We start from the raw sequence: 22,906 nt of genomic DNA, 5'->3' as shown, positions 1-22,906 counted from the left end.
CAGATCATGAAGAACACCCAGAAGCCCACCTCCGCTCCGGTGCACAAGTACCGTCCCTTCCACGAGCAGATCCGGGTCGACCTGCCCGATCGCACGTGGCCGTCGAAGCGCATCGAGACCGCCCCCCGCTGGTGCGCCGTCGACCTGCGCGACGGCAACCAGGCGCTGATCGATCCGATGAGCCCCGAGCGCAAGCGCGTCATGTTCGACCTGCTGGTGAAGATGGGCTACAAGGAGATCGAGGTCGGGTTCCCGAGCGCCAGCCAGACCGACTTCGACTTCGTCCGTCAGCTCATCGACGAGAACCTGATCCCCGATGACGTCACCATCCAGGTGCTGACCCAGGCGCGCGAGCACCTGATCGCCCGGACGTACGAGGCGATCGCCGGCGCGAAGCAGGCCATCGTGCACCTGTACAACTCCACGAGCGTTCTGCAGCGCGAGGTCGTGTTCCGCACCGACGAGCAGGGCATCGTCGACATCGCGCTCGAGGGTGCGCGCCTGTGCAAGAAGTACGAGGCGACGATCCCGCAGACCGAGGTCTACTACGAGTACTCGCCCGAGAGCTACACCGGTACCGAGCTCGAGTTCGCCCTGCGCATCTGCAACGAGGTGCTCGAGGTCTTCCAGCCGACGGCCGAGCGCAAGGTCATCCTGAACCTGCCCGCCACGGTCGAGATGGCCACCCCCAACGTCTACGCCGACTCGATCGAGTGGATGTCGCGACACCTGAACCACCGCGAGAACGTCATCCTGTCGCTGCACCCGCACAACGACCGCGGCACCGCCGTGGCCGCGGCGGAGCTGGGATACCTGGCCGGCGCCGACCGCATCGAGGGATGCCTGTTCGGCAACGGTGAGCGCACCGGCAACGTCGACCTGGTCGCCCTGGGCGTCAACCTGCTGACGCAGGGCATCGACCCCCAGATCGACTTCAGCGACATCGACCAGGTCAAGCGCACCGTCGAGTACTGCAACCAGCTGCCCGTCCCCGAGCGCAGCCCCTGGGCGGGAGTCCTCGTCTTCACCGCGTTCAGCGGTTCGCATCAGGATGCCATCAAGAAGGGCTTCGAGGCGATGGAGGCCCGCGCGGCCGCCGAGGGCAAGACCGTCGACGACATCGAGTGGGCGGTTCCCTACCTGCCGATCGACCCGAAAGACCTGGGCCGGTCGTACGAGGCGGTCATCCGCGTGAACTCGCAGTCGGGCAAGGGCGGCGTCGCGTATCTGCTGAAGGCCGATCACGCCATCGATCTGCCCCGCAAGCTGCAGATCGAGTTCTCGGGCGTCGTGCAGACCCGGACGGATGCCGAGGGCGGCGAGGTCTCGAGCAGCCAGATCTGGGACATCTTCACGGACGAGTACCTCCCGTCGCAGGACGACGATCAGCGCTGGGGTCGCTTCGAGCTGCTGTCGACGCGCTCGTCGAGCGACATGTCGGGGGCCGTGCACCTCGACGTCACTCTGCGCGACGGCGACGAGAGCCACCCGGCCTCGGCAGTGGGCAACGGTCCGGTCGCCGCGTTTCTCGAGATCGTCCGGTCTCAGGGCTTCGACGTGACCCTGTACGACTACGTCGAGCACGCTCTCAGCTCGGGCGGCGACGCGCAGGCAGCGGCCTACGTCGAGCTGCAGGTCGACGACCAGCGCCTGTGGGGCGTGGGCATCGACGGCGACATCTCGACCGCGTCGCTCAAGGCGATCGTGTCGGGCGTGAACCGCGCGATCCGCACCCGTCAGGCCTCGGGCGCCCTGGCCGGCGTCTGACCCGCTCAGACGAGAAGACGACCGTGGCCTACGCCCACGGACACCACGAGAGCGTGCTGCGTTCCCACGCCGTGCGCACCGTCGCCGACTCGGCGGCGTACCTGGTGTCTTCGTTGTCGGCCGGCACCCGCATCCTCGATGTGGGTGCCGGCCCCGGCTCCATCACCGTCGACCTCGCCGACCGGGTCTTCCCGGGAGAGGTCGTCGGGGTGGATGCCTCCTCCGACGTCGTCGAGGTGGCCCGCGCCGCCGCGGGGGAGCGCACGAACGTGACCTTCCGCATCGGCGACGCCTACGCCCTCGACGTTCCCGACGGCTCTTTCGACATCGTGCACTCCCACCAGGTGCTGCAGCATCTCGAGCGTCCCGTCGACGCCCTGCGGGAGTTCCGCCGCGTCGCCGGGCCCGACGGCCTGGTCGCGGTGCGCGACGTCGACTACGGCGGTGTGATCTGGCATCCGCTCATCCCCGCCCTCGACGACTGGCTCGAGATCTACCACGGCGTACACCGCGGGTCATCGGGGGAGCCCGACGCGGGTCGACGCCTCAAGGCGTGGGCGCGCGAGGCCGGGTTCACCCGGATCGACGCGAGCGCGAGCGTGTGGGTGTTCGACACGCCCGAGAAGCGCGCGTGGTGGGGCGGCATGTGGGCCGACCGCGTGCTCGCCTCGGCGTTCGCGGGGCACGCGAAGCGGCTCGGCCTGGCCGACGACGCGCAGCTGCAGCGCATCTCGGACGCATGGCGCGAATGGGCCGAGCACCCCGACGGGTGGATCCTGCTGCCGCACGGCGAGGTGCTCGCCCGCTGGTGAGCGGCAGGGGGCGTCGATGCGAGGATGAGACCGTGATCCGCGTCGACGCCCTTTACCGCTACCCCGTGAAGGGCTTCACGCCCGAGAAGCGCGACAGCCTCGTCATCCAGGACGACGGCCGTGTGCAGGGCGATCGCTCGCTCGTGTTCCGCTTCGCCGATGCGCTCGAGCCGGCGGATGCCACGTTCCCCAAGAGCCGCGGACTCGCGCTCATGACGTTCCCGACGTTGGCGCGCGTGGAACTCACCCTCGACGACGCGTCGCAGACGCTGCGGCTCCGGGTCGACGACATCGACATCACCGCCGACCTCAGCGACGAGGGTCGCGCCCGGCTCAGCGAGGCCGTCACCGACTACCTGCGCACCACCGGCGATGCGAAGCTGCTCGAGGCCGACGGCATCCTGCCCCTCGGTCTTCTCGGAGACGGGCGGACCGCACGTTTCCAGGACCGCCCGCGCGGATTCATCTCTCTGCACGGCGCCGCCTCGGTCGAAGACCTGGATGCCGCGGTTCCGGCGTCCGTCGATGATCGCCGCTTCCGCTCGAACATCGTCGTCGGCGGCACCGCGCCGTGGGCCGAGCTCGAGTGGCGAGCCCGCGTCCGCATCGGCGACGTGGAATTCGAGGTGCAGAAGCCGATCGAGCGCTGCGCCGCGATCACCGCGAACCCCGACACCGGAGTGCGCGACGCGCGGCTGCTGCGGGTGCTGACCACGGAGTTCGGTCAGGACGAGCCGACGCTGGGCATTCTGCTGCTGCCGGTCGCCGCCGGCGGCACGATCCGCGTGGGCGACGAGGTCGCGCCCCTGGGCTGACCGCGCCCGCGGGCCCCGCCGATCGCGCGTGAGGGGTCGAGAACTGTCGCCTCCGCCCGCCCCAGGCGACACGGAGTGACCCCTCACGCGCCGGGGGACCGGCTCACTCGGCGCCGTCGGGGCGGATGATCGGGATGCCGGTGGTCTCGACCGCGACCTTGCGGCGGTAGAGCTTGCGCTGCTCCGGGAGCGACAGGTCGAACAGCACCGCGAGGACGCGGATGATCGTCGTCACGATCACGCCGATCACCGCCGCGATCGGAAGCGGCACCCCGAACGCCGCGGTGGTCGCCAACACGACGCACCCGCCACCGGCGGCGACGGCGTACAGCGAACCGACGTGCATGATCGCGACCGGCAGGCCCATGAGCACGTCGCGCAGCACGCTGCCCCCGGCCGCGGCGAGCACGCCGACGAAGACCGCGGGCACCGCCGGCATCCCGAGGGCGAGGGCCTTCGACGTGCCGAAGGCGCCGAACAGGCCGATCACCACGGCGTCGAGCATGACGATCGCGCGGTTGAGGCGCTGGAAGATCCCCGACAGCAACATCCCCACGATCGAGGCAAGGGTCGCGGTGATGAGGTACCAGTTGCTCTGCAGGGTCGCGGGGGTGAGGCCCAGCAGCAGGTCGCGGATGAGGCCGCCGCCCATGCCGAGCAGGATGCCGATGATCGCCACCCCGAGCAGGTCGAGGCGCCGCTGGCCCTGGAAGCCGGAGGCGAACAGCGCGCCCTGCACACCACCCAGGGCGACGGCGGTGAGATCCGCCCACAGCGGGATGACGAAGACCGAGGCGTTCACGGCATCCATTCTCCCGTCCCGAGGGCGCTCGGCCAGGCGCGCCGCGCAGGCCGCTCACGGGTGGCCGGGCCGATAATGGATTGTGCCCACCTACCGCGACGAAGTCGTGGTCCTGCGTACCCACAAGCTCGGGGAGGCGGACCGCATCCTCACCCTCCTCAGCCGGCGCAACGGCAAGATCCGCGCCGTTGCGAAGGGTGTGCGCCGCACCTCGTCGAAGTTCGGCTCGCGGCTCGAGCCGTTCATGGTCGCGGACGTGCAGCTGTTCAAGGGGCGCAACCTCGACATCGTGCAGCAGGCCGAATCCCTTGGCGCCTACGGGGCCGAGATCGTGGCGAACTACGACGTGTACACCACCGCCAGCGCGATGGTCGAGACCGCCGACCGCCTGAACGAGGCCGAGGCGACGCCCCAGCAGTACCTGCTGCTGGTCGGCGGGCTGCGGTCGCTCGCTCGCGGTGAGCACTCCGAGCGCAGCGTGCTCGACTCCTACCTGCTGCGGGCCATGGCCCTCTCGGGCTGGGCCCCCGGACTCACCGAGTGCGCGCGCTGCGGCACCATCGGCGACCACGACTACTTCCTGCCCCAGCTCGGCGGCGTCGTCTGCTCGACGTGCGCCCCCGCGGGCTCGCCGCGCGTCGCGCGCGACACGGTCGACATGCTCCGCGCGCTCATGGCGGGGGAGTGGGAGACGATCGACCATGCCCCCGGGCGCACCGTGGCGGCGGCCTCGGGCCTCGTGGCGGCGTACGCGCAGTTCCACCTCGAACGTGGCATCCGTTCCCTCTCGCACCTGGAGTCGCATCGATGACACCCAAGCCGTTCACCCACCGCGACGCGGTGCCGTACCGCCCCCTCGACTGGACCGGGGAGTATCCGCCGGCCTTCCCGAAGGGCTCGGTCCCCGAGCACGTCGCGATCGTGATGGACGGCAACGGACGGTGGGCGAATCGCCAGGGCCTGACCCGCGTCGAAGGCCACCGTGCGGGTGAAGCGGCTCTGCTCGACGTCGTCGCAGGCGCCATTCAGGCGGGTGTGAAGCACCTGTCGGTCTACGCCTTCTCCACGGAGAACTGGTCGCGCTCACCCGACGAGGTGCGCTTCCTCATGGGGTTCAACCGCGAGGTGCTGCACCGCCGCCGCGATCAGCTCAACGAGTGGGGCGTGCGCATCCGTTGGTCGGGCCGCAAGCCGCGCCTGTGGGGCTCGGTGATCAAAGAGCTGCAGCACGCTGAGCGCCTCACCGAGGGCAACTCCACTTTGACCCTCACGATGTGCGTCAACTACGGCGGACGCGTGGAGATCGTGGATGCCATGCGCCGCATCGGCGACGACATCGCCGCCGGCAAGCTGAAGCCCTCCGCCGTGACCGAGAAGCTCATCCGCAGAAACCTGTATCAGCCCGACATGCCCGACGTCGATCTGTTCGTGCGTTCGAGCGGCGAGCAGCGCACCTCGAACTTCCTGCTGTGGGAGTCCGCCTACGCCGAGATGGTGTTCCTCGACACGCTGTGGCCGGACTTCCGCCGCACGCACCTGTGGGACGCGATCGGGCACTACCAGTCCCGCGATCGCCGGTTCGGCGGTGCTGTCGACAAGCCGACGGCGTGAGCTCCTAGGGGGCGAGTTCCGTGCGCAGCGCGGCCGCCGCCTCCATCGCGACACGTCGCATCGCCTCGCGCGTCTGGCCGCCGATGTGCGGGGTCACCACGACATCGGGGCGACCGCGCAACGGATGATCCGCAGGCATCGGCTCGACCTCCGAGACGTCGAGGCCCGCTCCGCCCACCTCGCCGGCGTCGAGTGCCGCGAACAGCGCCTGCTCGTCGACGACCCCGCCGCGCGAGGTGTTGATCACGACGGCGTGCGACGGCATCCTGCGGAACTGCGCGGTGGAGAGCAGGCCGCGCGTCGCAGGGACGAGCGGGACGTGCACGCTCACCGCATCGGACTGCTCCAGCAGTTCGTCGAGTGATCGGGGCTCGGCTCCGGCCGCCCGCACCTCGTCGTCGCTGAGACCCGGGTCGGAGGCGAGCACGCGCATCGAGAACCCGCCCTGTCCGATCCGCGCGACGTGTCGCGCGATGCGTCCGAAACCGATGAGACCCAGCGTCGAGCCGCTGAGCTCACCGCCGATCAGGTCGGCGCGTTCGCCCCGTCCGCTTACGGCGGCGCCGATGCCCCGCCGCACCGCCAGCAGAAGCGCGATGGCGTGCTCGGCGACCGAGAGCACGTTCGCCTCGGGCGTGGTCGTGATCCGGATGCCGTGCTCCCGGGCGAACGCGGTGTCGACGGTGTCGGTTCCGACACCGTGGCGAGCCACGATCCTCAGCCGCGGCATGCGGCTCAACTGCGGGGCGTCGAGGCGTGCCGTGCGGAGGAGGACGCCCTGCACGTGCGGGGCGATCTCGTCTTCGGCCGTGGCCTGCGCACCCCAACCGCGGCGGACGTCGGCCCACGTCTCGAGATCGGCCACCGCGTCGCCGTGCACCTCTCGCGGGACCCAGATGACCGGTCGGTCCGCCCCCGTCTCAGCCACGGGGCGTCAGGGCGCGGTTCGCGGCCCGGCGGTCGGCCTCGCCGCGCACGAGCTCGTCGGCGGCGGCGGTGACCTCGGCGATGCGCTCGCGCGGGACGACCGCGACACCATCGGCGTCGCCGACGATCCAGTCGCCCGGCGCGACGGGAACGCCGCCGAGGGCGACCGTCTGGCCCAACCGGTACGGCCCGGTCTTCCAGGGACCCGCGGGCGTCACGGCCCGCGCGAACACGGGAACGCCCACCTCGCGCAGCTCGACCGCGTCGCGGGCGGCGCCGTCGAGCACGATGCCCGCCACCCCGAGCGCCTTCGCCTTCTCGGCGACGAGCTCTCCGATCAGCGCGCGCGTGTCGTCGGAGCCGCCGTCGACGACGAGGATCTCGCCCGCCCGGATGCCCTCGAACGCCGCGTGCACGCCCTTGTTGTCACCGGGCCGGGTGAGGACGGTGGCCGCGGGACCCGAGACGACGGCTCCTGTCCACAGCGGCGAGATGCCGCGCGCAACGCCGAAGCGCTCCATGGCGTCGCCGATCGTGGCGGCGGCGTACGCGCCGGGCGGGGGATACTCCGCGGTCTCGGAAAGAGTGCTCATCGTGGGGCGGTCCTCTCGTCGGGGTGGATTCAGTCGAGCGCGGGCGGCAGGCCGGTGTGCCGCAGATCGGATGCCGCGGCCTCGAGCGCCGCGAGGAAGACATCGACGCGGTCCTCGGTGAAGCGGGCCGTGGGCCCGCCGAGGCCGAGCACCACCGCGGGGCGGCGGTCGTCGCCGTCGCGCACGACCACGGCCACGCCGCTGTTGCCGGGTTCGCGGGCTCCGTGGGATACGGCGTGACGATCGCGGGCGGCCGCGGCGACGGCCTGGCGGAAGGCGGCGGCCTCGACGCCGGAGAGTCGATCGGCCGGGAGGGATGCGAGCATCTGGTCCACGGCATCCGGACCGCTCGCGGCGACCAAGAGGGTGGACGAGGCGCCGGCGAGGAGAGGCATCTCGTCGCCGACCTGCACCACGTGGCGGAGCGAGTGCGGGCTAGGCGACTGCGCGACGGCGACGCGGCGCATGCCGCTGCGCACGTAGAGGCTCGCGGTCTCGCCGGTCTCCTGCGCGAGGCGCGTCATGCGCTCCGCGGTCTCTTCGGGCACGGCCCACGCCGCCTCGGCGAAGGCCGCGAGACGGATCAGGCGCGCGCCGACGGTGATGCGGCCGTCGGCCGCGTGCCGCAGCATGCGCTCGCCGACGAGGGTCTCGATCATGCGGAGCACCGTGGTGCGGGGGAGGGCGCTGTCGCGCACGATCTCGGCGACCGACAGCACCGGACGATCGGCGGTGAAGCTCTGCAGCACCTGAAACGCGCGGGTCACGGCGCGCACCCCACCGCCCTCTGCGGCCACGGCATCGCCACTCTCGCTGATCACCGACATCGTCATCCCTCTCGCGTCGCACCGGTTGCGTCCGCTCCGAGGTCGAGTGTACCGTCAGGTGGACATTGGAGTCCACTAGATGGACACCCAATGCCACCTGATCACGAAGGAGTGACGACGTGAGAACCAGACGCGTCCTATGGAACGCGCTCGGGATCGCCGCCACCGCCGCCCTCGTCGGCGTGGCGGCGGTGAATGCCAGCGGCTCGACCGCCGGTGCCGACCCCCGGACCAAACTGACCATCATGGCCCCGGCCGCACCCGGTGGCGGGTGGGACCTCGCCTCGCGCGAATCGCAGCAGGTCTTGCGCTCGACCTCGGTCGTCAACAACGTGCAGGTCGTGAACGTGCCCGGAGCCGGCGGCACGATCGGCCTCGGCCAGTTCGTGCAGCTCGGGGCCGACCCGACGAACCTCATGATGACCGGCACCGTCATGGAGGGCGCGATCACCGCGAACGGCTCGGCCGCGAGCCTCGCCGACACCACCCCGATCGCGCGGCTCGCGGAAGACTACATCGTCTTCATCGTCCCCGCGGACTCGCCTTTCCAGACGCTCGACGACTTCGTGCAGGCGTGGCGCGAGAACCCGCACGGCCAGGCCGTCGGCGGCGGTGGCATCGGCGGCACCGACCACCTACTCACGGGGCTGACGGCGAAGGCCGCCGGCATCGACCCGGCCGAGCTCAACTACGTCTCGTACGCCGGTGGCGGCGAGGTGCTCACCGCCCTGCTGTCGAATACGGTCGCAGTCGGGGTGAGCGGCTACAACGATTTCAGCGACCAGATCGAGGCGGGGCGCCTCCGGGCGCTCGCCGTGTCGGCCGAAGAGCCGGTGCCCGGCATCGACATCCCGACCTTCATCGAGCAGGGCGTCGACGTCAACTTGCCGAACTGGCGTGGGCTGGTCGCCCCTCCCGGCCTCTCCGACGACCAGCGCGACGAGCTCGTCGCCATCGTCGAGCAGATGGCCGCCACTCCCGAATGGCAAGAGGTGCTCGAGCGCAATCGGTGGCGCGACGCACTGCTGACCGGCACCGAGTTCGCGACCTTCATCGAAGAGGACCAAGCGCGCGTCGACGCCATCATCGAGGAGCTGGGCCTGTGAGCGGCGTCATCCCCACCATTCCGCGCACTCACCGCGCCCGCGCCTCCGACGGGTTCTGGCGCCGTCGCACCGGACTCATCGTCCCGGCGATCATGCTGCTGGTCGGCATCGGTCTCGTCGTCGGCACCCTCACCATGACCGTGCCGGCCAACACCGCGCCCCCGGGACCGCAGCTCTTCCCCGCGATCGTCGCCGCCGCGGTGATCGTTCTGGCCGTGCTCCTCGCGATCGACGTGCTCCGCCGACCCGAGCCGGTCGAGGTCGCCGACGGCGTCGCCGCCGAGAACGACACCGACATCGACGACGAAGCGCTCATCGCGGCCGTCGAGGGGCGCGAGCCGGAGACACCCACGGTGCGTCCGCGCAGCAACCTGTGGGCTCTGGCCGGAGCCGTCGGCACCGTCGTCGTGTTCATCGCCGCCCTCACCCCGCTCGGATGGCTGCTCTCGGGCGCCTTCCTGTTCTGGGGCATCGCCCGATCGCTCGGCAGCCGCCGCCCGATCTTCGACGTCCTCCTCTCGCTGGCCATTTCCGCCATCGTGCAGATCGCCTTCTCGGGCGGTCTCGGACTCAACCTGCCGCCTGGAATCCTGGAGGGCCTCTTCTGATGGATGCGCTGGTCAACCTGGGGGAGGGCTTCGCCGTCGTCCTCACCCCCATCAACATGCTGTGGGTGCTCATCGGCGCCGTCCTCGGCACCGCGGTCGGCGTCCTCCCGGGCCTCGGCTCGGCGATGGCGGTCGCCCTTCTGCTCCCCGTCACGTTCTCGCTCGACCCGATCGGCGCGTTCATCATGTTCGCCGGCGTGCTGTTCGGTGGACTCTTCGGTGACTCCATCGCCGGCATCCTGATGAACACCCCCGGCAACAGCACCGCGATCGCCGGCTCCATCGAGGGCCATCGCATGGCCAAGAGCGGGCGCGCAGCGCAGGCTCTCGCCACCTCCGCGATCGGCGCCTTCATCGGCGGCATCATCGCCTCGATCCTCGTGGTGTTCTTCGCGCCGCGTCTCGCGGAGCTCGCCACCCTCTTCGGCCCCGCCGAATACCTCGCCCTCGCGGTCTTCGCGTTCGTGGCGATCTCGGCCGTCGTCACCGACTCGGTGGTGCGGGGCCTCGCGGCCCTCGCGATCGGCCTTGCCATCTCGGTCGTGGGCATCGATGGAGCGTCCGGCGCCTCGCGTTTCACGTTCGGCCTCCCGGAGCTGTTCGACGGCATCGACATCGTCGTGATCACGGTCGGCCTTCTCGCGCTCGGCGAGGTCTTCAGCGTCGCCGGTCGCCGCGGCACGCCCGACGACACGAAGCTGCTCGCCTCCAGCGGGCGCCTGTGGCTGTCGTTCCGGGAGCTGCGCCAGGCCCTGCCCGCCTGGCTGCGCGGCACGGCGATCGGCGTACCGTTCGGCATCATCCCCGTCGGCGGCTCGGAGGTGCCGACGTTCCTGGCCTACGGCACCGAGCGCAAGCTCGACGGCCGCCGCAAGAAGCCCATGTTCGGTCGCGGCGCGATCCAGGGCGTCGCCGGGCCCGAGGCCGCCGGAAACGCCACCGCCGGCACGGCCATGGGCGCCCTCCTCGCTCTGGGCCTGCCCACCTCGGCGACGGCCGCGATCCTGCTGGCCGCCTTCCGCCAGTACGGCCTGCAGCCCGGACCGCTGCTGTTCGAGCGCGCGCCCGATCTGGTCTGGGCACTGCTCGCGAGCTTCTTCGTCGGCATGGTCGTGCTGCTCATCCTGAACCTGCCGTTCGCACCCCTGTGGGCGAAGCTGCTCAAGGTGCCCAAGCACTACCTCTACGCCGGGATCACGGTGTTCGCAATGCTGGGCGTGTACGCCACGAGCAGCAAGATCCTCGACCTGGTGCTCGTGCTCGCCGTGGGCCTGCTCGGCTTCCTGATGCGCCGCTACGGTCTTCCGGTCGCCCCGATGCTCATCGCGATCATCCTCGGCCCGCTCGCCGAGACCGAGTACCGCCGTGCCATGGCGGTCAGCGAGGGCGACGCCGGCATCCTGGTGTCGAGTCCGATCTCGATCACGCTGTACGCGGTGCTCGCCCTCGCGATCGTGGGCGTCGTCTTCACGAAGGTGCGCGCGGCGCGGAAGCAAAAGGTCGCCGCATGACGGATGCCACGGTGTCGGGCCCCCTCACCGGTGTGACCGTGCTCGACCTGACCAACGTGCTGGCCGGTCCCTATGCGGCCTACCAGCTGGCGCTGATGGGGGCTGACGTCATCAAGGTGGAGACCCCGGACGGCGGCGATCTGGCCCGTCGCCTCGGGACGTCGGCCGAGCTGAACGCGCAGCTGCTGGGCATCTCATTCCTGGCGCAGAACGCCCAGAAGCGCTCGATCACGCTCAATCTGAAGACGCCGGGCGGGGCCGAGGCGCTGCGGCGCTTGATCGCGACGGCCGACGTGCTCGTCGAGAACTTCCGCCCCGGCGTGCTCGAGCGGCTGGGGTTCGGGTGGGACGCCCTGCGCGCGCTGAACTCCCGCCTCATCCTGTGCCAGGTGTCGGGATTCGGCCAGACCGGTCCCATGCGCACCAAGCCCGCGTACGACCAGATCATCCAGGGCTACTCGGGGATGATGAGCGTCACCGGCACCGACGAGACCGGGCCGCTGCGCGCGGGCTTTCCGCTCGCCGACACGATCGGCGGGCTCGCGGCGGCGTTCGCGATCTCGAGCGCGCTCGCCGGTCGGGCCCGCACGGGGGTCGGCACGGTCATCGACGTCTCGATGCTCGAGACCGCCGTCACCGCGATGGGGTGGGTCGTATCGAACCTGCTCGTCGACGGCCACGAGCCGCGTCCGCTGGGCAACGACAACGGCACGGCCGCGCCCTCGGGGGCCTTCGCGACCGGAGACGGCATGCTCAACATCGCCGCCAACAAGCAGGAGCAGTTCCAGCTGCTGTGCGCTCTCGTCGGTCGGCCCGACCTCGTCGCCGACGGCCGCTTCGCCGAGCGCGAGAGCCGCAAGACCCACCGGGCCGCGCTCACCGCCGAGCTCGAGACGGCGCTGGCGGCGCGACCGGCCGCAGAGTGGGAAGACGTGCTGAGCTCGGCGGGCGTGCCCGCGGCGGCCGTCCTCCGCGTCGACGAGATGCTGCGCAGCCCCCAGATCCGCGAACGCGGGCTCGTGCACGAGCTACCGTTCCCGGGCGGCGGCGACGAACCACTGCGCGTGCTGGGCAACGGCATCCGGATCGACGGTGCCCCCTCCGCGCCCCGCACCGCCCCGCCCCTGCTGGGGGAGCACACCGACGAGATCCTGGCGGGCCTCGGCTACAGCGCCGACGACATCGCCGCCCTGCACGAGGAAGGCGCCGCATGAGCGACGATCAGCTCGCCCCCGTCACCGCGTGGTGGGCGACCGCCATCACCCGCATCCAGCCGGGTGAGATCGCATTCCGCGGTCGACCCGTGCAAGACCTCATCGGCACCGCGGGGTTCGTCGAGACCATCTGGCTCATGGTCACGGGAGAGACGCTCGATCCCGCGCGGGGGCGTCTGCTCGAGGCGACGCTGGTCGCGAGCGTCGACCACGGACCCCAGGCCCCGTCGATCGCGAGCGCCCGCATGGCCGCCACCTGCGGCGTCGGCATCAACTCGGCCATGGCGAACGGCATCAACGTGCTCGGCGACACCCATGGGGGTGCCGGTCAGCAGTGCGTGGCGATGCTGAACCGCATGGTCCGGGCACATCTCGACGAGGGGCGCGCCCTCGACGACCTCGCCGCCGACGAACTCGCGCAGCACCGCGCGCGGAAAGCCTTCGTGCCGGGGTTCGGGCACCGCTTCCATCCTGTCGATCCGCGCCGCGACCCCCTCCTCGCCCTGGTGCAGGACGCCGTCGCATCCGAAGCCGTCACCGGCGACCACTTGCGCGCGGGCCTCGCGATCGAGCAGGCGCTGGCGTCGCGCGGTGTGCCGATGAACATCGACGGCATCTCGGCGATCGTCTACGGAGAGCTGGGCGTCGAGCCCGAGCTCGCGCGGGGCCTCTTCGTGCTCGCGCGATCCGTCGGCATCCTCGCCCACGCGTGGGAGGAGACCGGGTCGGGTCGGCGCATCAAGGGCCCCCTGCCCCCGCCGCTGCTCGCCGACTACACCGGTCCGGCGGTGCCGTAGCGCCGCGGCATCCGGAGCGCGAGAATGGATGCCGTTCACGGAATAGATCGCTCACGCGGGAGGTTGCACGCGATATGACGGATGCCATCAAGATCGACGTGTGGAGTGACATCGCCTGCCCCTGGTGCTACATCGGCAAGCGGAACCTCGAGAACGGCCTGGCCGCCACGGCCGCCGATGACGACGCCCCCGTCGTCGAGATCGAGTACCACTCGTTCGAGCTCTCACCCGACACCCCCGAGGACTTCCACGGCGGTGAGGTCGACTACCTCTCGCAGCACAAGGGCATCTCGCCCGATCAGGCGCGCGAGATGCTCGACCGCGTCACCGGCGTCGCCGCCGATGCGGGCCTGGCGTACCGCTTCGACATCCTCCAGCACACCAACACCGTGAAGGCGCACGAACTGCTGCACTTCGCGAAGGAGAACGGCAAGCAGCTCGAGCTCGCCGAGCTCCTCATGTCGGCCTACTTCCTCGAGGGACGCCACGTCGGTCGCGACGAGGACCTCGTCACCCTCGCCGGAGAGGTGGGACTGGATCAGGATGCCGCCCGCGAGGCGCTCTCGTCGCAGCGCTACCGCCCCGCGGTGCGCGCAGACCAGGCTCAGGCGCAGCAGTACGGCATCACGGGCGTCCCCTTCTTCGTCATCGACGGCAAGTACGGCGTGAGCGGGGCTCAGCCGATCGAGGCGTTCACGCAGATCGCCCGCCAGGTGTGGGGCGAGCGTCGCGAGGCATCCGAGACCGCCAACGCCTGACCCTCCTCCACAGCGGTGTCCGCGCACGGTTCTGTTCACCGCGGGCACCGCTGTCATACGACGTCTGGGAGAATGGACGAGTGAATACGGCAATGGCTCCGACGCGGTCGCTCCGCATCGGCAACATCGAACTCGACGCTCCCGTCGTGCTTGCTCCGATGGCCGGCATCACGAACACGGCGTTCCGGCGCCTGTGTCGCGAGTACGGTGCCGGGCTCTACGTGAGCGAGATGATCACGACGCGAGCGCTCGTGGAGCGCAACGACACCACGATGCGTCTCATCCGCCATCACGAGTCCGAGACCCCGCGGTCGATCCAGCTCTACGGCGTCGACCCCGCGACCGTCGAGGCCGCCGTGAAGATGATCGTCGACGAAGACCACGCCGACCACATCGACCTCAACTTCGGCTGCCCCGTGCCCAAGGTCACGCGTCGCGGCGGGGGAGCGGCTCTGCCGTGGAAGACCTCGCTCTTCCGCGACATCGTCGAGCGCGCCGTGGGCGCCGCCGGCGACATCCCGCTGACCATCAAGATGCGCAAGGGCATCGACGCCGATCACCTCACCTACCTCGAGGCCGGGCGCATCGCCGAGGGCGCGGGCGTCGCCTCGATCGCGTTGCACGCCCGCACGGCATCCGAGTTCTATTCGGGTCACGCCGACTGGGCCGCGATAACGAAGCTCAAAGAGACGGTCACGAGCGTTCCGGTGCTCGGCAACGGTGACATCTGGTCGGCCGACGACGCGGTACGCATGATGCACGAGACCGGGTGCGACGGCGTCGTCGTCGGTCGCGGCTGCCTCGGCCGGCCGTGGCTGTTCGGCGACCTGGCGCGCGCGCTCGGCGGCCCCGGTGCCGCACACGGCGAGCCCGTCGACGCCACGCTCGGCTTCGTCGCCCAGGCTTTCCGCCGTCACGCGGAACTGCTCGTGGAGTTCTTCGAAGACGAGGGGCGCGGATGCCGTGACATCCGCAAGCACGTGGCCTGGTACTTCAAGGGGTACCCCGTCGGCGGCGAGCTGCGCGCCAGCCTCGCGACCGCGTCGACCCTCGACGAGATCGACGAGCTGCTCGCCACGATGGAGCTCGACGCCCCCTACCCGGGCGCCGCAGCCGAGGGGCAGCGCGGTCGTGCCGGCACCCCGAAGCGCCCGGCCCTTCCCGACGGGTGGCTCGATTCCCGCGAGATCGGCCACGACGCCGGCCGTGAGCTCGCCGCAGCGGAACTGCACCACAGTGGCGGTTGAGGTCTCGCCGGCCGTCGCCCGGCCGGTCGGCTACGACGACGACGATGCGGCGCGCTTCCACGTCGAGAACCACCGCTCCCAGCGCGACGACTTCGCGCGCGACCGTGCCCGCGTGCTGCACTCCGCGGCTCTTCGCCGTCTCGCTGCGAAGACCCAGGTGCTGAGTCCGGCGAGCCCCGCCGACTTCGCCCGCAACCGCCTCACGCACTCGCTCGAGGTGGCGCAGGTCGGCCGCGAGCTGGCCACCGCCCTGCAGCTGTCGCCCGACGTCGTCGACACCGCGTGCCTGAGCCACGACCTCGGCCACCCGCCGTTCGGGCACAACGGCGAGCGTGCGCTCAACGACTGGGCGGCCGACATCGGCGGTTTCGAGGGCAATGCGCAGACGCTGCGCATCCTCACCCGCCTCGAGCCGAAGACCTTCGGCGCCGACGGCGAGCCGTTCGGCCTCAACCTCACCCGGTCGAGCCTCGACGCCACCTGCAAGTACCCGTGGACGATCGACGAGCCCGTGCCCGACCCGGGGGGACGACTGAAATTCGGCGTCTACCCCGACGACGAGCCCGTCTTCCACTGGATGCGCGGGGGAGCCCCCGCGCGCCAGCGCTGCATCGAGGCCGAGGTCATGGACCTCTCCGACGACATCGCCTACTCGGTGCACGACTTCGAAGACGCGGTGGTCAACCGCTACGTCGACCCCGCGCGCCTGGCGTCGCGCGTCGGCCGCGAGGGACTGCTCGACGCGATCCAGCGGTGGGTCGGCTACGACTTCGTGCGCGACGACCTCGCCGCGGGCCTCGAGCGCCTCATGGCGATGCCGGAGTGGATCCACTCCTTCGACGGCACCCGACCCGCGCTCGCGCGGTTGAAGAACCTCACCTCCGACCTCATCGGGCGCTTCGCCCGCGCCGCGACCGCCGCGACGCGCGAGGCGTATCCGGCCGACCAGCTCACCCGCTACCGCGCGCACGTGATCGTGCCCGCCGAGGTCGAGGTCGAGATGGCGGTGCTCAAGGGCATCATCGGTGCGACGGTCGTCTCGATCGACGGCCGCAAGGTGCTGTACCGCGAGCAGCGCAACGTGCTGAAGCGCCTGGCATCCGCCCTCTGGGAGAACCCCGGCGCCCTCGACGCGCTGCACGCGCCCGACTTCGCCGCGGCGGACGACGACGCCGCGCGACGCCGCGTCGTCGTCGACCAGGTCGCGAGCCTGACCGACCAGCTCGCGATCGCGTGGCACGGACGACTCGTCGGAGAAGTGGATGCCGCCGAGCTCGGCGTGTGGGCCCCCGGCGCGCGCGCAGCCCGGGGAGCGGATGCCTGATGCCCCGCATCCGCCAGTCCGACGTCGACGAGGTCAAGGCGCGGGTCAACATCGCCGACGTGGTCGGTGAGCGCGTCGCGCTGAAGTCGGCCGGCGTGGGCTCGATGAAGGGGCTCTGTCCCTTCCACGACGAGCGGAGCCCGAGCTTCCACGTGCGCCCGCAGGTCGGCTACTACCACTGCTTCGGCTGCGGCGAGTCGGGGGACGTGTACTCGTTCCTGCGCGCGATGGACCACGTCTCGTTCACCGAGGCCGTCGAGCGCATGGCCGCGCGCGTCGGCTACACCCTGCACTACGAAGACGGCGGGCCCGCCCCCGAGACGACCGGCCGCTCACGCCTGTACGCCGCGAACGCCGCGGCCGCGGAGTATTTCCGCGCCCAGCTCATGACGCCCGAGGCCGACACCGGTCGGCGCTTCCTCGGCGATCGCGGCTTCGACGCCGGGGCCGCCGCCCACTTCGGCGTCGGCTACGCCCCGAAGGGCTGGTCGCACCTCATGGACCACCTGCTCGCGCAGAAGTTCACCCGCGACGAGCTGCTGCAGGCGGGTCTTGTGTCTCAGGGTCAGCGCGGCGTCTACGACCGCTTTCGCGGGCGGCTCGTCTGGCCGATCCGCGACGTCACCGGGCAGGTGATCGGCTTCGGAGCGCGCAAGCTCTCCGACGACGATCAGGGCCCCAAGTACCTCAACACCCCCGAGACCCCGATCTACAAGAAGGCGCAGGTGCTCTACGGCCTCGACCTCGCCAAGCGCGACATCTCGCGCTCGCATCGGGTCGTGGTGGTCGAGGGTTACACCGACGTCATGGCGTGTCACCTCGCCGGCATCACCACCGCGATCGCCTCGTGCGGCACGGCCTTCGGCAGCGACCACATCACGGTACTGCGCCGCGTGATGGGCGACGACAGCTCGTCGGGTGAAGTGGTGTTCACATTCGATCCGGATGCCGCGGGGCAGAAGGCGGCGCTGCGCGCCTTCGCCGATGAGAAGCGTTTCGCGGCCCAGACGTACGTCGCCGTCGCCCCCGAGGGGCTCGACCCGTGCGACCTGCGCCTGCAGCGCGGTGACGGGGCCGTGCGCGCCCTGATGGAGAACAAGGCGCCGATGTTCGAGTTCGTCATCGACCAGCGCCTCAGGGACTTCGATCTCTCGAGCGTCGAGGGCCGTGCCGGCGCCCTGCGTGCGGCCGCTCCGATCGTGGCGGACATCCGCGATCCCGCGCTGCGCCCGGGCTACGTCCGCGTACTCGCGCGTCGCCTGGGCCTCGACATCCCCGAGGTGCAGGCGGCCGTGGAGCGCGCGGCCCGCGGAGCCGATCGCGCCGAGAAGCGCGACGCGCAGCGTGGGGGAGAAGTCGCCGCTCCCGTCGCGGTGTCGGTCACCATGGCGTCGCTGCCGAACAATCGCGACGTCGCCCTCGAGCGGGGAGCCATGATGGCGTTTCTGCAGTACGGGCACCGCATCGAGGCCGATCTCTTCCTGCGTGCGCTGCAGACGCCGTTCGGGCACCCGGCCCTCGAGGCTGTGCGCGCCGCGCTGGCATCCACCGATCTCTCCCAACCCGGCTGGGCCGTCACCGCCGTCGAGGCGGTGCGCGAGCCGTTCCGCACGCTCGCGGTCGAGTTGCTCACGGCAGCCTTCCCCGCGCGCACCGAAGAGGGAGCGGTGGCTGCGGCCAACGACCTCGCGCGCGGCGTGCTGCTGCGCGAGATCGAGCGGCAGAAGGCCGAGCTGGTGCGCGGAATCCAGCGCGTGCCCCCGGGGTCGGAAGAGGGCCGCAACCTGGGCCTCCAGCTGCGCGAGCTCGACGCCGACCGTCAGCGGCTGATCGCCTCCTGATCGCGCGCTGCGGCATCCGCGTTCCGGCCCTCACCCGGCGGATGAGGGATCGTCGTCGTGGCGCGCCGAGCGCACGGGCGAGAAGGCGATGATCAGGGCGGCCACCGCGAATACCGCCGCGGCCAGACCGAGGGTCAGCGGAAATCCCAGCACTGTGACGAACAGCCCCGCTGAGAGGGCTCCGAAGAAGAAGACGACCCGATTGGTCGTGCGAATGGTCGAGTTCATCCGCCCCTGCAGCACGTCGGGTGCGACGGCCTGCCGGTAGCCCATCTCGTTGGCATCTTCGATCCCCATCGACAGCGCGTAGACGAACTGGGCGGCTGCCAGCACGGGCACGAGCACCGCGAGCGAGGTGCTCGCCGCGAGGGGCAGCAGGGCGAGCGTCGCCCACGGCACCACGGCGAGGACGCGCCCGAGGAGGATCGCACGTCCCGCACCCAGCCGGGCGCCGACGCGGGGGGCGATCACCGCACCGAAGAAACCGCCGACACCCGCGGACCCGAGGATGAGGCCGAACGCCCATTCCGGAACCTGCAGCTCGCGCAGGGTGTAGAGGCCGAACAGGGTCACGACGACGCTGTTGGCGAGGAACCACACGTGAACCGACAGGGCGAGCGGTCGAAGAGTCTCGTGCCGATACGTGTAGCGCACCCCGTCGACGATCTCGTGTCCGAGATGGCGGCCCGGTGTGCGCACGCCGGCGCGCTGCTCGTCGACGCGGATTCGCGATTGCAGCACCGCCGCCACCGCGAGGACGACCGCCTCGAACACGAAGAGCAGCGAGGCACCGACCAGGGTGAGCAGAGCCCCGCCGATCGCGGGGCCGGCCGTGCTCGCGACGGTCGCGCTCTGACCGAGCCGCGCGTTCGCCGAGACCAACGACCGCCGATCGACGAGGTGGGGCAGCAGCGGCTGAGCGGCCGAGTCGCCGAAGAGCGTGAGGATCCCCAAGATCAGCACCACCGCCGCCAGCGACCAGAAGGTCAGCGCGTCGGAGAGGATCAACACAGGAAGCGATGCCAGCGTGAGCGCACGACCGATGCTGGTGATCACGAGGGTGGGCTGGCGCCGCCACCGATCCATGAACGCGCCGATGATGAGCCCGAGGAAGAGGTAGGGCACGACCCCCAGAGCGCTGAGCACGCTGACCTGGAGCGGGGTTGCCTGGACGACCGAGACGACGAGCACCTGGAACGCGACACCGGCCACGGCCCCGCCGAAGGCGCGCAGCGTCGTCGCACTCCAGAAGAGCGCGAACGCCGGGACACGCAGAACCTCGGCCGGCCGCTCCGCGGGGCCTGGCCGGCCCGGGGTGGCATCGCGCATGACGTCAGCCTAGGGGCGGCCCCGAGCGTCGTGCGGGCGCCCGGGCTGGCATCCGTCGTTCTCGTCGGGGAGGATGAGGGAATGGCCCGGACCCTCGACACCGACGTCGCCCTGCGCACCGACGACCTGTCCCTGGCGCGCAGCGGCGTGCGCGTGATCGACGGGATCACCGTCACGCTTCCCGCGGGACGCACCCTGGTCGTCCAGGGGGCGACGGGATCGGGCAAGACCTCGCTCGTGTCTCTGCTGGCCGGTCATCCCGACGACGGCCTGACGGTGGTCGGGGGAGACGCGCGCGTGCACGGCATCTCGGCCCGGCGTCCGGGGCGCGCCCGCCGCGAATGGGTCTTCCACACCGGCTACCTGCCGCAGGGGGCGGGTGCGGCGCTGCCCTCGCGGTTGACGGTGCAGGACGTGATCGCCGAGCCCATCACCAGCCGCGACCGCAAGGTGAACACGCGGGCCCTCGCCGTGCGCGTGGCGACGCTCCTCGACGAGATGGAGCTTCCGCTGGGCACGGCCCCGAAGTATCCCTACGAACTCAGCGCCGGTATGCGCCAGCGCGTCGCCCTGGCCCGGGCCCTCGTTCTGGAGCCGCGCCTGTTCGTCGCCGACGATCTGTACGCCAACCTCGACCTCGAGGTGCGCGCCGCCGCTCGCGCGTCGATCACGCGGCGTCGGGACGAGCGCGGGATGGCCTCGTTGATCGTCACGAACGACGCCGAAGCCCCGAGAGATCTGGATGCCGACGTGCTCGTGCTGCACGCCGGTCACGCCGTGGGGCTCGGTCACGGCGATCAGGCCGTGCGGTGGACGCCCGACGGCACGCCCGAGAGGCGCATTTCGGCCGGTTGATTTTTCCGGCGCCCCCGCGTGCTGTTAGTATCGTGGGGTTGCCCGCCGCAAGGTGAGCATGATCCTCGGTAGCTCAATTGGCAGAGCAATCGGCTGTTAACCGATAGGTTCTTGGTTCGAGTCCAAGCCGGGGAGCCACAGAAGGCCCGACGCGTCAGCGTCGGGCCTTCGTCGTTGCGACACCCCGGATCGGATCCGGAACTCACTCGGCGTCGGGATCGACCCGCTGCTCCTCCCTCTCGGCGGGGCTCTGCTCCATGTCGGGGACGATCGAGGTGTCGTCGCGATCGGTCTTCTGGGCGGCGGGGTCGGGGACGGGGAGACGGTCGGGATCACTCATGCGGCGAGCGAATCACCGCCGCGGGACGCGGGTCGAACCCGTTGACAAGACCGTCAGCCGGCGGCCGCGTCGCCGTTGTGTCCCGCGCCCGGGCCCTTGCCGTTGCTCGAGCCCTTGCCGTTCCCGTTCCCGTTGCCGGCGCCCTTCCCGGGCCCGGGCGCGGGTACGGCACCTCCGGGCGTCGCCTCGGGTGTCGACGAGGCGCCCGGGGTCGGAACGGCCGCGCCGCCCGTCCCGGGAGCCGTGGCGCTGGGCGCCGGCTCGACGACGGCGGCTCCGCCGCCACCGGGGGAGGTCTGCGAGACGCCGCCGCCCGGCACCTCGGCGACGGGCTGCGCGGGAGCGGGCTGCACGGGCTGCGGGGTGGCCGGCGGCTGCGAGGGCGTGGGGGTCCCGGCATCCGTGCTCGAAACGGGCTCGACCTTCGAGGGCGCGTTCTCGGCCACGAGAGGGGCCGGCGTCGACGACGGCGCCCCCGAGGGTGCGGGGGTGGAGACGCGGTCCGTGGTCATGTCGGGCACAGCGCTCAGGGAGAAGGCCATGACGTGACCCCCGACGATGAGGGCCATGCTCGCAGCGAGTCCGAACCACAGCCACCGGCGTCGAGGGGCTCGCCGTGTCCGCTCCGTGGGGACGAACGAGCTTCCCGCACCGACTCCGACCGACGACGCGGCGGCCACCGGAGCCGTGTCGCCCACGAGGGCGACGCGCGCCGTGGCAGGGGCCGCCGCCGAGGGGACGGCCGGGGCGGGAGGTGCCGCCATGAGGGCGGTGGGCAGCATCCACGACGCGGGCGCCTCCGGCGCGCCCTCGGCGGTGACCGCGGCCTCACGCGCGAGGGACTCCGCCCGCTCCACCACGCTCGCCGCGGTCGGTCGATCGTCGGGGTCGAACGCGGTCATCGCGGTCAGCAGCGACTGCCACTCGCCACCGAAGTCGTCGGGCACCTCGGGTTGACGGGCGAGCCGGGCCAGAAGCGTCTCTTGGAGGGTGCCCTGTCCGAAGGGGTGAAGACGGGTCAGCGCCTCGATGGCGAGGAGTCCCAGGGCGTACACGTCGGACTCCGCCCGCGGCGCCTCCCCGCGCACCTGTTCCGGCGCGAGGTAGGCGGCCGTGCCGATGACCGTTCCCGGCGTGGTCAGACGCGTCGCGCCGATCAACCGCGCGACACCGAAGTCGGCGAGCACCGCCTCGACCGCGCGTGCACCGCCCCGCACCGGCCGCAGCAGGACATTCGACGGCTTGATGTCGCGGTGCACGATCCCCGCGTCGTGGACCACGGCCAGCGCCCCCGCGAGGTCGGTGACGATTCCCGCCACCTCCGCCGACGACAGCGGCCCCTCTTCGATCCGTCGCTGCAGCGAGGGGCCGTTCACGAGCTCCATCACGAGGTAGACGTGGTCGTCTCCGGTGAGGCGGGCGTCGTACAGCGTCACGAGCGAGGGGTGATCGAGGGCGGCGAGAGCCCGCGCCTCCGACATGCGGCGGATGGGCTCGGGCTCGTCGGTGGCATCGGCGAAGAAGATCTTGATGGCGACGTCGCGGGCGAGGACCTCGTCGCGCGCGCGGAAGACGCGCCCCATGCCTCCGGCGCCGATACGCTCGCGCAGGATGTAGCGGCCGCCGAGGATGTCACCCGCGTGGGGCATCGAGTGGTCGGGCGCGTGACTCATCGCATCCTTCGAGCGGGTCCGCCTGTCGGCGAGGAGAGCGGATGCCGGGACGCATCCGTTGCGTCGGAGACTATGCCCGCGCGGCCTCCGGAGGCCGGGGGTAGCGGGGCCCCCACCGAGTGCGCATAATGCCACCCCCGCTCCTTCGT

22 protein-coding genes and 1 tRNA gene are annotated in these 22,906 nt (G+C 71.1%); 16 read left to right on the top strand and 7 right to left on the bottom strand.

What is annotated here, in order from left to right:
* Positions 1-6 precede the first annotated feature (6 nt).
* Genes leuA through F9B98_RS10250 form a run of 3 tightly spaced genes read left to right on the top strand, consistent with a single transcriptional unit; the run spans position 7 to position 3,394 of the window.
* Positions 7-1,767 carry a 2-isopropylmalate synthase gene (gene leuA, locus F9B98_RS10260; RefSeq protein ID WP_150956874.1) on the top strand — a complete coding sequence of 587 codons (1,761 nt, stop codon included), beginning with the start codon at positions 7-9 and terminating at the stop codon, positions 1,765-1,767.
* Between the two features lie 23 nt (positions 1,768-1,790).
* On the top strand, positions 1,791-2,579 hold the full coding sequence (locus F9B98_RS10255) for a methyltransferase domain-containing protein (protein WP_150956871.1): 789 nt from the start codon (positions 1,791-1,793) through the stop codon (positions 2,577-2,579).
* 32 nt (positions 2,580-2,611) lie between these two features.
* Complete coding sequence (locus F9B98_RS10250) at positions 2,612-3,394, top strand: MOSC domain-containing protein (protein WP_150956868.1); 783 nt, start codon at positions 2,612-2,614, stop codon at positions 3,392-3,394.
* A gap of 103 nt (positions 3,395-3,497) precedes the next feature.
* On the opposite strand, the gene F9B98_RS10245 is transcribed toward F9B98_RS10250, so the two are convergent.
* The gene (locus F9B98_RS10245) at positions 3,498-4,196 is read right to left on the bottom strand and encodes a trimeric intracellular cation channel family protein (RefSeq protein ID WP_150956864.1); all 699 of its coding nucleotides are present in this window, start codon (positions 4,194-4,196) and stop codon (positions 3,498-3,500) included.
* An 82-nt stretch (positions 4,197-4,278) separates the two neighbouring features.
* Here F9B98_RS10245 and recO point away from each other — a divergent pair, with 82 nt between their 5' ends.
* Positions 4,279-5,007, top strand: a complete 729-nt coding sequence (gene recO, locus F9B98_RS10240) for a DNA repair protein RecO (RefSeq protein ID WP_150956861.1) — start codon at positions 4,279-4,281, stop codon at positions 5,005-5,007.
* The gene (locus F9B98_RS10235; RefSeq protein ID WP_150956858.1) at positions 5,004-5,807 is read left to right on the top strand and encodes an isoprenyl transferase; all 804 of its coding nucleotides are present in this window, start codon (positions 5,004-5,006) and stop codon (positions 5,805-5,807) included. The genes recO and F9B98_RS10235 overlap by 4 nt, the downstream gene beginning before the upstream one ends.
* A gap of 4 nt (positions 5,808-5,811) precedes the next feature.
* Here F9B98_RS10235 and F9B98_RS10230 read toward each other — a convergent pair whose 3' ends face one another.
* Genes F9B98_RS10230 through F9B98_RS10220 form a run of 3 tightly spaced genes read right to left on the bottom strand, consistent with a single transcriptional unit; the run spans position 5,812 to position 8,160 of the window.
* Positions 5,812-6,735, bottom strand: coding sequence for a hydroxyacid dehydrogenase (locus tag F9B98_RS10230; RefSeq protein WP_225310304.1), 924 nt, complete (start codon positions 6,733-6,735; stop codon positions 5,812-5,814).
* Complete coding sequence (locus F9B98_RS10225) at positions 6,728-7,327, bottom strand: RraA family protein (RefSeq protein WP_150956855.1); 600 nt, start codon at positions 7,325-7,327, stop codon at positions 6,728-6,730. Before F9B98_RS10225 ends, F9B98_RS10230 begins: the two co-directional genes overlap by 8 nt.
* Before the next feature lie 29 nt (positions 7,328-7,356).
* Complete coding sequence (locus F9B98_RS10220; RefSeq protein WP_150956852.1) at positions 7,357-8,160, bottom strand: IclR family transcriptional regulator; 804 nt, start codon at positions 8,158-8,160, stop codon at positions 7,357-7,359.
* A gap of 113 nt (positions 8,161-8,273) precedes the next feature.
* Between F9B98_RS10220 and F9B98_RS10215 the strand changes: the two genes are divergently transcribed.
* From F9B98_RS10215 to dnaG, 9 genes are all read left to right on the top strand, one after another.
* The gene (locus F9B98_RS10215; RefSeq protein WP_225310303.1) at positions 8,274-9,260 is read left to right on the top strand and encodes a Bug family tripartite tricarboxylate transporter substrate binding protein; all 987 of its coding nucleotides are present in this window, start codon (positions 8,274-8,276) and stop codon (positions 9,258-9,260) included.
* Complete coding sequence (locus tag F9B98_RS10210; RefSeq protein ID WP_191966825.1) at positions 9,257-9,868, top strand: tripartite tricarboxylate transporter TctB family protein; 612 nt, start codon at positions 9,257-9,259, stop codon at positions 9,866-9,868. Before F9B98_RS10215 ends, F9B98_RS10210 begins: the two co-directional genes overlap by 4 nt.
* Positions 9,868-11,379 carry a tripartite tricarboxylate transporter permease gene (locus tag F9B98_RS10205; protein WP_150956849.1) on the top strand — a complete coding sequence of 504 codons (1,512 nt, stop codon included), beginning with the start codon at positions 9,868-9,870 and terminating at the stop codon, positions 11,377-11,379. Before F9B98_RS10210 ends, F9B98_RS10205 begins: the two co-directional genes overlap by 1 nt.
* Entirely contained in the window at positions 11,376-12,593 is a 1,218-nt protein-coding gene (locus tag F9B98_RS10200; RefSeq protein WP_150956846.1) for a CaiB/BaiF CoA transferase family protein, read from the top strand. Before F9B98_RS10205 ends, F9B98_RS10200 begins: the two co-directional genes overlap by 4 nt.
* Entirely contained in the window at positions 12,590-13,390 is an 801-nt protein-coding gene (locus tag F9B98_RS10195) for a citryl-CoA lyase (RefSeq protein WP_150956843.1), read from the top strand. Before F9B98_RS10200 ends, F9B98_RS10195 begins: the two co-directional genes overlap by 4 nt.
* Before the next feature lie 74 nt (positions 13,391-13,464).
* Positions 13,465-14,148: a DsbA family protein gene (locus F9B98_RS10190; RefSeq protein WP_150956840.1), complete on the top strand. Its 684-nt coding sequence runs from the start codon at positions 13,465-13,467 to the stop codon at positions 14,146-14,148.
* Between the two features lie 92 nt (positions 14,149-14,240).
* Positions 14,241-15,395 (top strand): tRNA dihydrouridine synthase DusB, encoded by a 1,155-nt coding sequence (dusB, locus tag F9B98_RS10185; RefSeq protein WP_225310302.1) that lies wholly within the window; start codon positions 14,241-14,243, stop codon positions 15,393-15,395.
* A complete protein-coding gene (locus F9B98_RS10180; RefSeq protein ID WP_150956832.1) occupies positions 15,385-16,719 on the top strand; it encodes a deoxyguanosinetriphosphate triphosphohydrolase in 1,335 nt (444 codons plus the stop codon). The genes dusB and F9B98_RS10180 overlap by 11 nt, the downstream gene beginning before the upstream one ends.
* Entirely contained in the window at positions 16,719-18,560 is a 1,842-nt protein-coding gene (gene dnaG / locus F9B98_RS10175; RefSeq protein WP_150956829.1) for a DNA primase, read from the top strand. The genes F9B98_RS10180 and dnaG overlap by 1 nt, the downstream gene beginning before the upstream one ends.
* A 30-nt stretch (positions 18,561-18,590) precedes the next feature.
* Here the strand turns inward: dnaG and F9B98_RS10170 are convergent, their stop codons facing one another.
* Positions 18,591-19,889 (bottom strand): MFS transporter, encoded by a 1,299-nt coding sequence (locus F9B98_RS10170; protein WP_150956826.1) that lies wholly within the window; start codon positions 19,887-19,889, stop codon positions 18,591-18,593.
* A gap of 81 nt (positions 19,890-19,970) precedes the next feature.
* Here F9B98_RS10170 and F9B98_RS10165 point away from each other — a divergent pair, with 81 nt between their 5' ends.
* On the top strand, positions 19,971-20,744 hold the full coding sequence (locus F9B98_RS10165; RefSeq protein ID WP_150956823.1) for an ATP-binding cassette domain-containing protein: 774 nt from the start codon (positions 19,971-19,973) through the stop codon (positions 20,742-20,744).
* A 62-nt stretch (positions 20,745-20,806) separates the two neighbouring features.
* A tRNA-Asn gene (locus F9B98_RS10160) sits at positions 20,807-20,882 on the top strand.
* A gap of 64 nt (positions 20,883-20,946) precedes the next feature.
* Here F9B98_RS10160 and F9B98_RS15945 read toward each other — a convergent pair.
* Both F9B98_RS15945 and F9B98_RS10155 read right to left on the bottom strand, forming a co-directional pair.
* A complete protein-coding gene (locus tag F9B98_RS15945) occupies positions 20,947-21,084 on the bottom strand; it encodes a hypothetical protein (RefSeq protein ID WP_191966764.1) in 138 nt (45 codons plus the stop codon).
* A gap of 53 nt (positions 21,085-21,137) precedes the next feature.
* Positions 21,138-22,757, bottom strand: a complete 1,620-nt coding sequence (locus tag F9B98_RS10155; RefSeq protein ID WP_191966763.1) for a serine/threonine-protein kinase — start codon at positions 22,755-22,757, stop codon at positions 21,138-21,140.
* Between the last annotated feature and the right edge of the window lie 149 nt (positions 22,758-22,906).

Source organism: Microbacterium testaceum StLB037, from assembly GCF_008763945.1.
Lineage (GTDB): Bacteria > Actinomycetota > Actinomycetes > Actinomycetales > Microbacteriaceae > Microbacterium > Microbacterium testaceum_G.
The sequence above is the reverse complement of the archived record's forward strand: the minus strand, read 5'-3'. Positions and strand labels throughout refer to the sequence as shown.